A 14,113-nucleotide genomic window follows, 5' to 3' on the forward strand; every position below is an offset into this window, starting at 1 on the left:
ACATAAAAAAGGCGCCATCAATACGGCGCCTATTTCTATTCCTCTATGCTAAACATTACGCTTTGGCATTGGCTTCTTGGATCTTAACTTTCCAAATCGCAGGGCCTGTCTCGTGAGCGTTAGCTCCCGTACTATCGACCGCCACAGTAACGGGCATATCTTGCACGTCAAACTCATAAATGGCTTCCATTCCCAAGTCTTCAAATGCGACTACCCGTGACTTCTTGATTGCTTTGGATACCAAATACGCGGCGCCGCCTACTGCCATTAGATAAACAGCTTTGTGTTTAGCAATACTGGCAACCGTAGCAGGGCCACGCTCCGCTTTGCCTATCATACCGATTAGGCCTGTTTGCTCTAACATCAAATCGGTGAATTTATCCATGCGGGTTGCCGTCGTTGGGCCGGCAGGGCCAACTACCTCGTCGCCAACAGCATCCACAGGACCCACGTAGTAAATAAATCGATTGGTTAAATCGACCCCATCAGGCAAGCCTTCACCATTATCGAGCATGGTTTGAATACGTTTATGAGCGGCATCGCGGCCGGTCAACATCTTGCCTGATAATAAAACCGTTTCCCCGACTTTCCATTCTTGAATATCTTCTTTCGTGACATCATCTAAATTCACCCGGCGGGTATCTTTGCTAACTTCCCATGTGACTTCTGGCCAATCATTTAAGTCTGGCGGTGTAAATTCCGCTGGACCTGAGCCGTCTAAGTGAAAATGGGCGTGACGTGTTGCCGCACAGTTAGGGATCATAGTGACAGGCAAAGATGCCGCGTGCGTTGGCAACGATTTAATTTTGATATCAACCACTGTGGTTAAACCACCTAACCCTTGTGCGCCTATACCTAAGTCATTTACTTTCTTAAATATCTCTAAGCGCAGTTTCTCTTCTGTGGTTTGAGCTCCTCGGTCCATCAATTCTTGAATATCCACCGGATCCATCAAACTTTCTTTAGCTAACACCGCTGACTTCTCAGCCGTGCCTCCAATCCCTATGCCTAACATTCCTGGCGGACACCAACCAGCGCCCATAGTTGGTAACGTTTTCACTACCCAATCAGCAATGCTGTCGTTGGGGTTTAGCATCACCATTTTAGATTTATTTTCTGAGCCGCCGCCTTTAGCTGCGATCATGATTTCAATCCCGTCCCCAGCAACAGTATCGATATGCACCACAGCAGGCGTGTTGTCTTTGGTATTTTTACGCGTTCCCGCAGGATCAGCAACAATTGACGCACGTAACGGGTTCTCTTTATTGTTATAAGCTCGGCGCGTTCCTTCATCCACCATTTGCTGTACGGTCAAATCAGTTTTATCCCACTGCACTGCCATCCCTATTTTCACGAAACAAGTCACAATGCCGGTATCTTGACACAAAGGACGCTTGCCCTCGGCTGACATACGAGAGTTAATTAGAATTTGCGCCATAGCATCTTTCGCTGCCTGACTTTCTTCCATGTTATAGGCCTTTTCAACGGCCTTGATATAATCTAATGGATGGTAATAGGAGATAAATTGCAAAGAATCTTCAATGCTATCGATAAAGTCCTGTTGACGGATAACAGCCATATATGCCTCTTGTTTGATGTGTCACATAATTCGACAAAGTATTGCCAAAGAGATCGACAATTGTCGTTCGTAAGTGGTGCTTATGATAACCTGTGAAACAACATTGCTCCACGATAAATCGCCTAATACTCCTTGCAATAAGATGTGTAGGCTAAAATTAAACACTAAGACAAAGCGTTTCACCATGGAAAATTCAGATTTGCCAACCTTGACCATCACGTCTTTAAATATGCCTAAGCACTATGCAATGAGCAGTTTATTTTCGCATTATTCAACTCAAGATTGGGCCATGTTACTAGATTCCGCGAATAGCACTCACGTCGATGGACGTTACGATATTATGGTCGCAAGCCCGCTAGCCACTTTGGTTACACTAGGCAAGAAAACCCATATTTCTTACCCCTCTACCCCGCAAAATGATCATATTAGTGACGCTAATCCCATGGCGCTGTTGCAAACGACACTCGATACCTATTTAGGCCTTCAGCACGCAATCGAACATGAAACGTCACTGCCTTTTAAAGCTGGGGCATTGGGTTATTTTGCTTACGATTTAGGTCGCCTTTTCGAAGTATTGCCACAACAATCAAACAATCAATATTCGACACCAGACATGGCAGTAGGTATTTATAATTGGGCCGTCATTAAAGACAATAAAATCGATCAGTTTTATTTATGCCATGTACCTGTAACACAGGGCGACACAGTGCCAAATATCAACGCATTGCAGGCGCTGCCCAACAAGCCATTGAGCAATAAGACGGCGAGGAACAAACCGTTTACCCTTGAAAGTCCGTGGCAATCCAATATGGACAAAAACCAATATGTGGCAAAAATAGATAAAATCCATGCCTACTTACACGCTGGGGACTGTTATCAAGTCAATTTAGCCCAGCGCTTTAGTGCCTCGTATAACGGGGACGAATATCAAGCTTATCAACGCTTAAGAGACGCCAACCAAGCGCCTTTCTCGGCATTTATTCGCATCCCAAATTCGGTGATTATCAGCATTTCACCGGAGCGTTTTTTATCTGTTGATCGTAATGGAAAAGTACAAAGCAAGCCGATAAAAGGCACCCGCCCGCGCTCTGCCAATAGGGAAACTGACCAGCTGAATATTCAAGCCTTACAACACTCAGCGAAGGATCAAGCAGAGAATCTGATGATAGTCGATTTGCTGCGCAATGACTTAAGTAAAACCTGTGAGCCTGATTCGGTGGATGTGCCCGCTTTATTTAAAATCGAGAGCTTCGCAGCAGTCCATCACTTAGTCAGCACAGTGACCGGCCAACTTGCGCCAAATATGACAGCATTATCGTTATTGCAAGGCGCGTTTCCCGGAGGATCTATTACTGGTGCACCAAAAGTTCGCGCCATGGAGATCATAGAAGAGCTTGAACCAGACAGACGTAATATATATTGCGGCAGCATTGGTTATATAGGCGTTGAGGGTGACATGGATAGCAACATTTGTATTCGTACACTTTTATTAGAGAATTCGCATATTTATTGCTGGGCAGGTGGGGGGATTGTGCTAGATTCAGTGGCGTTAGACGAATATCAAGAAAGTCTCGATAAAGTGTGTAAAATACTGCCCGTATTACTAGAAGAGAATAGTTAAGCGCATGACAAAAAATGAATTTCTCGCCCGTTTTCATCATGCCCGTACGATCCCGTCAGAGCAAGACTACCCATTACACAGTGCAGGTAAACCTGCTGCAGTCTTAATGCCTATGTTAGAAAAGCAAGGCCAACTTAGCATGTTATTTACCCTGCGCTCTAGGCATCTCAAACACCATGCAGGCCAAGTGAGCTTTCCCGGTGGCAAACAAGAGCCGAGCGACAAAAATTTACTCAGTACCGCTTTGCGAGAAACGCACGAAGAGATTGGTATTCATCCCCAGTGTATTGACGTCATTGGCAACCTTCCTCTTTATCGCACCGTCAGTCGTTTTGAAGTCGTGCCTTATATTGGTTTTGTGCAAATGCCACTTGAGCTGACCTTGGACACAAACGAGGTAGAATCGGTATTTGAGGTACCTCTTAATTTCCTATTGGACCAAAACAATCATTTTATACATTGGGTTAAGCGAAAAAATGCTCAGCAACATCCAGTGTATTTCATTAAGTGGCACGATCAGGTCATTTGGGGAGCCACTGCGGCTTTCGTACGTAATTTATCAAATCACATTAGCCCCAGCGCCTATTTCAACTAAAAACCCAACGTCGACAGCACTTAGTACTCACAGATTCAACCCTACGTTATTGCAACAATATGTTTACATTGCCCAATGGCAATATATGCAAAGTACACGTTGTTCATTCACTTACAAACCTGCACAATTGTCGCCTTATTTATTAAATAGGTTTTGCGTTTTTATGATCAGTGTTTTTGATATGTTCAGTGTTGGCATCGGCCCTTCGAGCTCACATACGGTTGGACCGATGCGCGCGGCGAAAGAATTTAGTCAGCAATTAAAAACCCTGAACTTATTCGAAAAAACCGATGAAGTACGGGCTGAGCTCTTCGGTAGTTTAGGTCAGACAGGTAAAGGTCATGGCACAGGCAAAGCCGTGATTTTAGGTTTATTAGGTCACGCCCCCGAAAGTATCGACGCCAGTGCTGTGGATGACATGCTTGCAGAAGTCGAGCACAGCAAAAAGATACTATTAGACCAAGTGCATCTCGTTCGCTTCCCGGCTAAAGATGCCATAGTGTTTCATCGCCGTAAGACACTTCCCCATCATGCTAATGGCATGACAATTCACGCATTACATAAAGGCGATATCATTGCATCCCAATCATATTATTCTATTGGTGGTGGATTTATAATCCGCGCCGAGGACTTTTTGGAGCAAAAAACCGCGGCGCTGACCTTAGTTGAAAAACCTGTCCCTTTCGCATTTTCCAGTGCAGAAGAGCTGGTGCGCCTGTGTAAAGAGAACGGGTTTTCTATCAGCTCTTTAATGTACAAAAACGAACAGGTATTTCAATCGAAGCATGACATCACCGCCAAGCTTTGGCATATATGGCAGGTCATGCACGAGTGCATACAAACAGGTATTAAAACTGAGGGCATCTTACCCGGCGGCTTAAAAGTGACACGCCGTGCCCCTGGTTTACATAGACGTCTGCAAAGCGAGAAAAATGCCGATCCTATGGTGGCCATGGATTGGGTTAATTTATTTGCTTTGGCGGTCAATGAAGAAAATGCCGCAGGCGGTCGCGTTGTGACCGCTCCCACCAATGGCGCGGCAGGTATTTTACCTGCGGTACTCAGTTATTTTGATAAATTTGTACGGCCTGTTGATGAAGATATTGTCAGTCGTTATTTACTTACCGCTGCGGCAATTGGTATTTTGTATAAAAAGAATGCCTCTATATCCGGTGCCGAAGTCGGTTGCCAAGGAGAAGTTGGGGTAGCTTGTTCAATGGCTGCGGGGGCATTAACTGAAATTATCGGTGGCTCAGTAGACGCAGTGGAAAATGCCGCTGAAATAGGCATGGAGCATAACCTTGGCTTAACCTGCGATCCCGTCGGGGGATTAGTTCAAGTTCCTTGTATTGAACGCAATGCCATGGGCGCCATCAAAGCCATCAATGCTTCTCGCTTGGCACTGCGTGGAAGTGGTCAACATAAGGTATCCCTTGATAAGGTGATTAAAACCATGTGGGATACGGGAAATGATATGAAGTCAAAATACAAAGAGACCGCTAGGGGCGGTTTGGCAGTCAATATTATCGAGTGTTAGAGACAATTTAACCTGCTCGTGCTAAATCAAATTAACATTGAATTTGATGCACAAAAAAAGAGGCAATACATTGCCTCTTTTTTTGTGCATCGGCGATAAATCCCCGATGTGGAAACCACTGCCTAACTTAGCAACACTGATTATTTAACCGGTAAGGTTAAACCTTTAAACATACGCTCAACTTCATCGTTGTTTTTCTGCATCATGGCTTTTTCCACCACGCTCTTGGTCAAATGCGGTGCAAAACGTTCAATGAAATCGTACATATAACTGCGTAAGAACGACCCTTTGCGGAAGCCTATCTTGGTGGTGCTATATTCAAATAAATGACTAGCGTCTATTTTGACTAAATCGCCATCCAGTTTTTCATCCACCGCCATTGAAGCAATGACCCCTATGCCGACTCCAAGTCGCACATACGTTTTAATCACATCAGCATCAGTTGCCGTAAAAACAATTTTCGGCTCTAATCCCGCACGGCTGAAGGCCTGATCTAACTCTGAACGACCGGTAAAACCGAAGACATAAGTCACCAAAGAGTACTGGGCAATGTCCTCAATCGTAATTGAGGTACTTTTCGCTAGCGGATGATCACGGTTAACAATAATACTGCGATTCCAGTGATAACACGGCAACATCACTAAATCGTTATACAAATGCAGCGCTTCAGTCGCAATAGCAAAATCCGCTTCGCCCTTGGCAGCGAGATCACTGATTTGTGACGGCGTTCCCTGGTGCATGTGTAATGACACTCGCGGGTATTTATTCATAAAGCCTTTAATCACATCAGGCAATGCATAGCGTGCCTGAGTATGGGTTGTGGCAATATTCAATTTACCCTGATCCGGTAAGGTATGCTCTCTGGATACGGCTTTGATGCTTTCAACTTTGGCTAGGATTTGCCGCGAAATATTAATCACGTCCTGCCCAGCATCGGTTACATGCGTTAAGTGCTTACCGCTACGGCCAAAAATTTGTACCCCCAGCTCGTCTTCTAGCATACGAACTTGTTTGCTTATACCAGGTTGAGAGGTGTATAAACTTTCTGCCGTAGCCGACACATTTAAATTATTGTTGAGCACCTCAACGATGTAACGCAGCTGTTGTAGTTTCATGGCTATGCCTTGATTGTTATATTCAGAGTTCTATATATATTAATTTCTTATATACCTAGCGGACAATTAATTCCATAACATTTTAGCAAAAGCTAAAATAATTCTATATAGATAGTCACTAACGCATTGTAAATTAAAGGATACTCGATTTTTATGCTAGTGTATTCAAGTCATTTATCAGCTCACGGTTAAGTATGAACAACGACAACGGACAAATTGATTTTGCCACAGTATTAGCCTCAGCGGTGCACGACATGAAAAATTCTTTGTGTCTGCTTATTCAATCGATTGAAAATCTCGGGCATACCTTAAAGGATCAAGATAATGAGGTGGGCGAACACTTTGCCTCTGCCCACTATGAAGCCTCTCGCTTAAACACAGGATTAGTGCAGTTATTATCTTTGTATCGCGCCGGCATGGACAACATGCCTTTAAACATAGATGAGCATTATATAGAAGATGTGGTGGATGAAATTCTTGCCGCCAATGAAAGTTATATAAATCACAAAAAAATCACCTTAAACATTGAGCAAGAGCCTGACTTAATGGGATACTTCGATGCCGATTTAATCAGTTTATTACTGAATGACATGCTTATAAATTCAATGCGTTATAGTAACAAACACATTTTACTTAACGTGTTCAGTGACGAGCATCACCTGATATTCGAAGTTCAGGATGACGGCCCTGGTTACCCGCAAAGTATGCTAGAAGCAAATACGGTCACAATGCAAAATTACGATATTAGCCAAGGGCGCACAGGGCTTGGCTTATTTTTTGCTAGATTAATAGCTGAGGCCCATAAAGCGCACGATAGTGTAGGCTCAATATCGCTGGCTAATGGCGGCATATTGGGTGGCAGTGTATTTACCTTAAAAATTCCTGTTTGACACTTTTATATTCAGGTCAGTAATGAGAATAGAGTAATAGATGGTTTTCCCAATAATAATTGTCCTTATAGTGTCTTTGATCGTGATGGCGATCATTGTGAATGCAGTGCAACAACACCGTAATAAGGTTGAGGCCGAAAAACGTGTTGAAGTTGCAAAGCAGAAAAACGTAATAGACGAAACAGAAGAAATCTTACTGGCGGCTGAGCATATCCCAATAGGCCAACAACTGAAGTTCATTTTACAACAACGTATATTGAACGCCTTAAAAATCATTGCTCAGGTTAATCCTGGGGTCATGGATATTCGTAGTCGCATCGAAAGTGCGGCCAACAAGTTAAAATCTCTTGCGGGTGACCAAGAGACAGGTTTGCCTGACGCCTTCACTTTACCCAGCAATGACAAGCAAGTGGTGCAATACATCAAATGTGTCAAAAAGATGCGTGGCTTATTACGTTCTGAATATACAAAAGGTCGAGTGGATAGCAGTGCCTTTATGGTCGAGGACAAATATCTAGAGCGTCTACAATTGCGCGCTAATGTGGAAACATTGATGCGACGGGGTGATGCCTCTTTGAAAGCTCAACAACTGGGCTCTGCCCGTCAATGTATTGAAAAAGCCATTGCCGCGCTTGATAGCCAGTCGCAACCCGATGAATATATATTGCAAAGAAAACAAGAACTCGAACAGCAGCTTAAGCAAATTCAAGACAGCTTGCGTACCGCAAACACTGAAGATGTGCGTAAACGTAAAGAATCAGAGCGTAACGAATTAGACGAACTGTTTTCTGAAAAGAAAAAATGGTAATCAGCCTCATTGCGCCCAAGCAATTTTGCCGAACACCTTGGCTTATTATTCAAGGTGCGTGCTCTGACTGACCCAATCCCACAATGCTTGTGCTGACACCGACATGTTCCCCTGCTTTTTTTTGACCATACCCACGCGTTTACTCAACCCCTCACCTTGAATGGGTAAACATAGCAAGCCCAAGCGTTGCATTTGCTGGCGACATAAGCCAGGCACAATAGACACACCTAACCCATGCTCGACAAATTGTCCTAAAGTGGCCAACTGCGACGCCTCTGCCACCATATTTAGTTTTATGTTCAGGGTGTCATAATAACTGTCGACCCAACGACGAATAGCCGAACCTCTATTCATCGCGATGAACGGGTACTGAGCAAGCTCAGTCCAGCTAACTTCGCTGGCATGATTTAGCGGATGCAATCTAGGTAGCACGGCGATAAATTCATCGCTGAACATTGGGTAAAACTCAAGACCGTTCAGCTGCTCAGTTTCAAAAGTAAAGCCAAGAGCGACCCGTTCTTCGGACACCGCTTTGATCACTTGCTCCATCACAATGTCAGCAACACTGACCTTTACATTAGGAAACCGGGATTGAAACTTCAGCAAAATTGCCGGTAAATATCCGACCGCAAAAGACGGCATAGCTGCGATAGACAGCTTACCTCGCCCCATCGAAAACACTTGCTGAAGATCGCTAAATGCATCTTGCCAATCGTTTAACAAGCGTATTGCCGTCGGAAAAAAATCTTCTCCTTCCGGACTTAAGGTCACTTTACGGGTCGTTCGAGAAAACAGCGCACCGCCCACCTGTTCTTCCATCTTTTTGATGGCACTGGATAATGCGGGCTGAGATAAACACATCTTTTGTGCTGCCTCCGCAAAGGTGCTCGACTGAGCAACTTGTACAAATACTTGCAACTGACGATAAGAAACGGCCAATGGAAACCCCTGAACAAACCTATTAATAAAAAAATTTATTAATAGCTATATTAATTCAACTTTACTATCAAAAGATAGTCTCTATATTAATGTTAAATAAACGTAAATGAGGAATGGACATGGCAGGGTTTGATAAAGTTGTAACCAGTTACGCTGAAGCAATGGCTGGCTTAGAGGACAACATGACCGTCATTGCAGGCGGATTTGGTTTATGCGGGATCCCCGAAGGCCTTATTGGTCAAATAAAAAAAATGGCCACCAAAGGCCTAACTGTCGTATCAAATAATTGTGGTGTAGATGGCTTTGGTTTAGGACTGCTATTAGAAGACAAGCAAATCAAAAAAATGATTTCATCCTATGTAGGTGAAAATGCGTTATTTGAACGTCAATTATTAGACGGTGAACTGGAAGTGGAATTAACTCCCCAAGGTACACTCGCAGAAAAAATGCGCGCAGGAGGCGCAGGTATCCCAGCATTTTATACAGCCACAGGTTATGGCACCCCTGTAGGCGAAGGCAAAGAAGTCAAAGAATTTAATGGCCGACCTTACATCATGGAAGAGTCGATTACCGGAGATTTTGCCATTGTAAAAGCCTGGAAAGCCGACCGCTATGGCAATTGTATTTATCGTCATACTGCGCAAAATTTCAACCCAATGGCCGCCACAGCGGGCAAAATTACCGTACTTGAAGTTGAAGAGTTAGTGGAGCCGGGTGAATTGGAGCCAAGCCAAATTCATACCCCAGGAATTTACATTAACCGGGTAATAGTGGGCCAATTTGAAAAGCGCATCGAGCGTAAAGTATTAGCAAAAACATCTAATCAGCTAGAGCAATAGGAGATCATCATGGCATTATCACGAGACCAAATCGCCATGCGTGTGGCACAAGAATTTCACGACGGGGATTATATCAACTTGGGTATTGGTATACCCACTCTTGCCGCCAGTTTTGTGCCTAATGATATGCAAGTCATGTTGCAGTCAGAAAACGGACTACTAGGCATGGGTCCCTACCCCACAGAAGAAAACGTTGATGCAGATATGATCAACGCGGGCAAAGAAACCGTTACGGCAGGTATAGGTTCTTCAATTTTTAGCTCAGCAGAGAGTTTTGCAATGATCCGTGGCGGTCATGTTGACGTGACTGTGCTTGGGGCATTTGAGGTGGACGTGACTGGCAGCATTGCCTCTTGGATGATCCCGGGTAAGCTCATTAAGGGCATGGGGGGCGCTATGGACTTAGTCGCGGGTGCCAAGAATATTATCGTGACTATGACCCATGCAGATAAACACGGTAATTCTAAGTTGCTCGATGCTTGTACTTTACCTTTAACCGGTGTGAATTGTATCAATCGCATTATTACTGACTTAGCCGTGCTCGAAGTCAAAGATGGTGCCTTTCATTTAGTAGAGCGCGCACCGGGTGTGAGTGTCGACGAAATCAAACGTAAAACGGCTGGTAAATTGATTGTCGGCAACGACATTCCTGAAATGCAGGTGTGAGTTCATCACTTGTGCGCAAAAACTAAAATAAAGCTCCATAAATAGCGCGGCAATTGTATAATGCGCTTAATTACATATTAGAGTACTTATTTTTTGCAATTTAGCGATTTACCATTAGACCACCGCTTAGGTAAAGCCTTAGAAATTAAAGGCTTTGCCGAAGCGACCGAAATTCAAGCGCAAGCCATTCCTTATGCCCTCATGGGGAAGGACTTAATTGCCTCGTCTAAAACAGGCTCGGGCAAAACCTTGGCTTTCCTGCTTCCTGCGGTGCAAAGGGTGCTAACCAAGCAACCCCTTAGCCGTAAAGATCCCCGAGTGCTCATTCTGGCCCCCACTAGAGAACTGGCTAAACAGGTATTTTTACAGCTTAAATGGTTGATCGCTAAACACCAATTAAAAGCCGCCTTGATCCTTGGCGGTGAAAACTTTAACGATCAGGTTAAGGCACTGCGTCATTATCCTCAGTTCGTAGTCGGCACAGCAGGCCGGGTCGCTGATCATTTGACTGGCAAGTCTTTATACTTAAATGGCTTGGAAATGCTCATATTAGATGAAGCGGATCGCATGCTTGATTTAGGTTTTTCCGCCCAGCTGAAGCAAATTAATGCAGCAGCGGATCACAGGAAACGTCAATCGATGATGTTCTCGGCGACTTTAGATAACGCCGCTTTGCATTATCTCACCCAATCTATGCTTAAAGCACCCCAGCGCATCAGTATCGGTGTGTCCGGTGCTGAACATAAAGATATTCAGCAACGGTTTTTCTTAGCTGATAATGTGACTCACAAAGAGCGATTGTTGGCGCATATGATCAACGAAAAGGATCATCGCCAAGTCATAGTATTTACTGCCACACGAGCCGATACCGAGCGTTTGTCGAATCTACTAAAAGAGCAAAGCTTGTATAGCATCGCCTTAAGCGGTGATTTAACACAAGGTCAGCGTAACAACATCATGAGTGAGTTTGGGCGTGGCCAACAACACGTGCTGGTAACCACTGATATTGCGTCTCGTGGCTTGGATTTATTAAATGTATCCTTGGTGGTGAACTTTGACCTACCTAAATTAGCTGATGAGTACGTACACCGCGTAGGTCGAACTGGCCGCGCTGGTAACAAAGGTGAAGCCGTGTCGTTTGTCGGTCCGAAAGACTGGGCAAGTTATTTGTCGATTAAAGACTTTTTACAACAAGAAATAAGTTTCAGTATGATCGAAGGCTTAACGGCTAAATTCAAGGGCTTACGCCCACCGAAAAAAGCGAAAGCCGCGGTTAAAAAAACCACGAACAAAGGGGCAAATACCCAAGGGAAGTCTGGAACTGGTGCAAATAATCAGGGCCCTGAACGAATTAAACCTATGCAAGGTACCGAAGTAGGCGATCGCCCAATGAAACGCAAACCACGTCAAACCGTGGACGACAACGACGAATAGATCGCCGCTCGAACATCTAACTCAACTGTTATTTAGCACGTGCGAATATGGGTTAATGCATATTGAATTGGCTTAAGCTTCGCTCTACTCTGGAATAAAAGTATACCCACCAGAGTAGAGCGCTTTATACCCTTATACCCTGCTATTTCCAATATTCAAAAAACTCACTTACATCTCTTGCTGGCTTCGGCGAAAGCTCAGATGCTGGTGTGCCTAAATATAAAAAACCAACGATTTCATCCTGCTCAGCACAGCCTAATGCGGTCTTTACATTCTCATTTTGAGCATAACTGCCGGTGCGCCAAATACCACTGAAACCTTGAGCGACGGCAGCCATTTGCATAGCATGAACCGCGCATGACGCTGATGCGACCTGCTCAACCCATGGAACTTTGCCATGTTCAACATATTTAGCGATAGCCACTATCACCATAGGTGCACGTTTAGGCAGCTCAGGCGCACGTTCAATTTCTTTTTCGGTCATATCTGCATCAATTGCAGCCTGTTCAAAAATATCACCTAATTTAGCAAGCCCTTTTTTTTCACAGACGATAAAACGCCAGGGGGATAAACAAGCATGATCAGGTGCACGAAGCGCCGCTTGCATAATATTTTCTAATTCATCACCTGCTGGTGCGGGTGCTTGTAATCTGGGATGAGAACTACGATTCAATAATAGATTTAAGGCGTCCATAGAATAGTAAGACCTCTAAGGATAAGGAAAATTTTGATCGTTAGTATGGCGACTATCCTATGCAGGAGCAATAAAAAAGGCGCGAAATGCGCCTTGTTTTTTAAAGAGTTGGGTTCTAATCAAACATGAATTTTTTGCGGAGAAAGTGATCGACACTCGTGAACTTACCACCGCCAGTGAAAAATAATGACAGCAACATAAAAAAATATGTCATCGCAAACTCAATACCATTGTTCAGTACAACAAACTTGCCACTTGAGGTTAACCAATTATAGTTGCCGTGCTCTTGTAACAAGCTTTTAGCAGCAGCCAACTTATCCGGCGCACTCATTACGTTTTCATTTAGCATTATGGTGCCATCAGACAACCAGCTTGATGCATCTGCAATTGCTGACCAACCGTTTGGCCAATGCACGGAAAACGCTGCGACCAACATTGTAAACATCAACGGAATGGAAGCCCATCGCGTCGCTAAGCCAATCAGAATGAATACTCCACCGAGTAGCTCAGCTGCTATCGCAAGCGATGCTAATAAAGCCGGAGCCGGCAAACCTAAGCCATATTCAGTGCTGGCAAACCAATCGACTGTATTTTCAAAACTGCCCAGTTTTGTCCAGCCAGCTTGGATCATAATGGGTGCTAAATACAAACGAAGTAATAACGGGGCGATGCCTTCAAAGACAGACGTTTTTTCTAAAGCGCGTTGCGCGCGGATTGCTAAACTTACTAAACTCATAATCATTCCAATAAAAATTGTTACTCATTAGATAGCCAATGTGCGGAAAAACTTTCAACGAACAGTGAACAAAAATAGACTTCGAATATAGAATGCTCGTAACGCGGGATATAAGAAACCACGCCGCACCTCATTATTTTTTACTTTGAGCAAGACGATGAAAAAAACCTATTTGTTCGATTGGGGGGATACATTAATGGTCGATTTCCCTGGATCTCACGGCAAAATGTTTCTATGGGAAACCTTGGAATGTGTAGAAGGTGCTAAGTCGACATTAAGCACGCTATCCCAAAGCAATACGATTTATATCGCCACTGGCGCGGTGGACTCCCGTGAGCATGAAATCAAAAGCGCATTTGATCGTGTTGGCTTATCTGAATATATTTCTGGTTATTTTTGCCATGCAAATATTGGTTTGCATAAAACCTCAGCCGCTTTTTACGACGCAATTTCTCAGCGCTTACAAATACCAAAAAGTCAGATATTTATGGTGGGTGATACGTTTGACAAAGATATCTGCCCCGCATTAACATCGGGTATAAATGCCATATGGTATAACCCGTCTAACCTGCCTCAGCCTGAACTAGAACTATCGAAAGGGCAATCGTTTAGGCTGATACATAGTTTATACCAGTTGTGTGAATAGTAATTTCAATTGAA

14 protein-coding genes are annotated in these 14,113 nt (G+C 44.0%); 9 read left to right on the top strand and 5 right to left on the bottom strand.

Going from position 1 to position 14,113, the window contains the following annotated elements; all coding sequences use genetic code 11:
* Nucleotides 1-55: 55 nt before the first annotated feature.
* A complete protein-coding gene (locus GPLA_RS02570) occupies nt 56-1,579 on the bottom strand; it encodes a fumarate hydratase (protein WP_007103251.1) in 1,524 nt (507 codons plus the stop codon).
* 184 nt (nt 1,580-1,763) lie between these two features.
* On the opposite strand from GPLA_RS02570, the gene pabB reads away from it, so the two are divergent.
* From pabB to GPLA_RS02585, 3 genes are all read left to right on the top strand, one after another.
* Entirely contained in the window at nt 1,764-3,200 is a 1,437-nt protein-coding gene (gene pabB / locus GPLA_RS02575; RefSeq protein ID WP_007103252.1) for an aminodeoxychorismate synthase component I, read from the top strand.
* A 4-nt stretch (nt 3,201-3,204) separates the two neighbouring features.
* Entirely contained in the window at nt 3,205-3,795 is a 591-nt protein-coding gene (locus GPLA_RS02580) for a CoA pyrophosphatase (protein ID WP_007103253.1), read from the top strand.
* Nucleotides 3,796-3,958: 163 nt separating this feature from the next.
* Nucleotides 3,959-5,332 carry an L-serine ammonia-lyase gene (locus tag GPLA_RS02585; RefSeq protein ID WP_007103254.1) on the top strand — a complete coding sequence of 458 codons (1,374 nt, stop codon included), beginning with the start codon at nt 3,959-3,961 and terminating at the stop codon, nt 5,330-5,332.
* A 140-nt stretch (nt 5,333-5,472) separates the two neighbouring features.
* Here the strand turns inward: GPLA_RS02585 and cysB are convergent, their stop codons facing one another.
* Nucleotides 5,473-6,447, bottom strand: a complete 975-nt coding sequence (gene cysB / locus GPLA_RS02590; protein WP_007103255.1) for an HTH-type transcriptional regulator CysB — start codon at nt 6,445-6,447, stop codon at nt 5,473-5,475.
* A 194-nt stretch (nt 6,448-6,641) separates the two neighbouring features.
* Here cysB and GPLA_RS02595 point away from each other — a divergent pair, with 194 nt between their 5' ends.
* Nucleotides 6,642-7,337 (top strand): sensor histidine kinase, encoded by a 696-nt coding sequence (locus tag GPLA_RS02595; RefSeq protein WP_007103256.1) that lies wholly within the window; start codon nt 6,642-6,644, stop codon nt 7,335-7,337.
* A gap of 85 nt (nt 7,338-7,422) precedes the next feature.
* Nucleotides 7,423-8,145: a hypothetical protein gene (locus tag GPLA_RS02600; protein ID WP_007103257.1), complete on the top strand. Its 723-nt coding sequence runs from the start codon at nt 7,423-7,425 to the stop codon at nt 8,143-8,145.
* Nucleotides 8,146-8,190: 45 nt separating this feature from the next.
* On the opposite strand, the gene GPLA_RS02605 is transcribed toward GPLA_RS02600, so the two are convergent.
* Nucleotides 8,191-9,084 (bottom strand): LysR family transcriptional regulator, encoded by an 894-nt coding sequence (locus tag GPLA_RS02605; protein ID WP_007103258.1) that lies wholly within the window; start codon nt 9,082-9,084, stop codon nt 8,191-8,193.
* Between the two features lie 119 nt (nt 9,085-9,203).
* Between GPLA_RS02605 and GPLA_RS02610 the strand changes: the two genes are divergently transcribed.
* The 3 genes from GPLA_RS02610 (at nt 9,204) to GPLA_RS02620 (ending at nt 12,023) form a co-directional block, all read left to right on the top strand.
* Nucleotides 9,204-9,923: a CoA transferase subunit A gene (locus GPLA_RS02610; RefSeq protein ID WP_007103259.1), complete on the top strand. Its 720-nt coding sequence runs from the start codon at nt 9,204-9,206 to the stop codon at nt 9,921-9,923.
* A gap of 9 nt (nt 9,924-9,932) precedes the next feature.
* A complete protein-coding gene (locus tag GPLA_RS02615; RefSeq protein ID WP_007103260.1) occupies nt 9,933-10,589 on the top strand; it encodes a 3-oxoacid CoA-transferase subunit B in 657 nt (218 codons plus the stop codon).
* A 93-nt stretch (nt 10,590-10,682) separates the two neighbouring features.
* The gene (locus tag GPLA_RS02620; RefSeq protein WP_007103261.1) at nt 10,683-12,023 is read left to right on the top strand and encodes a DEAD/DEAH box helicase; all 1,341 of its coding nucleotides are present in this window, start codon (nt 10,683-10,685) and stop codon (nt 12,021-12,023) included.
* A 142-nt stretch (nt 12,024-12,165) separates the two neighbouring features.
* Here the strand turns inward: GPLA_RS02620 and GPLA_RS02625 are convergent, their stop codons facing one another.
* On the bottom strand, nt 12,166-12,717 hold the full coding sequence (locus GPLA_RS02625) for an NAD(P)H nitroreductase (RefSeq protein ID WP_007103262.1): 552 nt from the start codon (nt 12,715-12,717) through the stop codon (nt 12,166-12,168).
* A 115-nt stretch (nt 12,718-12,832) separates the two neighbouring features.
* Nucleotides 12,833-13,453, bottom strand: a complete 621-nt coding sequence (locus GPLA_RS02630; RefSeq protein WP_007103263.1) for an HvfX family Cu-binding RiPP maturation protein — start codon at nt 13,451-13,453, stop codon at nt 12,833-12,835.
* 157 nt (nt 13,454-13,610) lie between these two features.
* On the opposite strand from GPLA_RS02630, the gene GPLA_RS02635 reads away from it, so the two are divergent.
* Nucleotides 13,611-14,099, top strand: coding sequence for an HAD family hydrolase (locus tag GPLA_RS02635; protein ID WP_007103264.1), 489 nt, complete (start codon nt 13,611-13,613; stop codon nt 14,097-14,099).
* Nucleotides 14,100-14,113 lie beyond the last annotated feature (14 nt).

It is taken from the genome of Paraglaciecola polaris LMG 21857 (genome assembly GCF_000315055.1).
In the GTDB taxonomy this organism is placed as follows: Bacteria; Pseudomonadota; Gammaproteobacteria; order Enterobacterales; family Alteromonadaceae; genus Paraglaciecola; species Paraglaciecola polaris.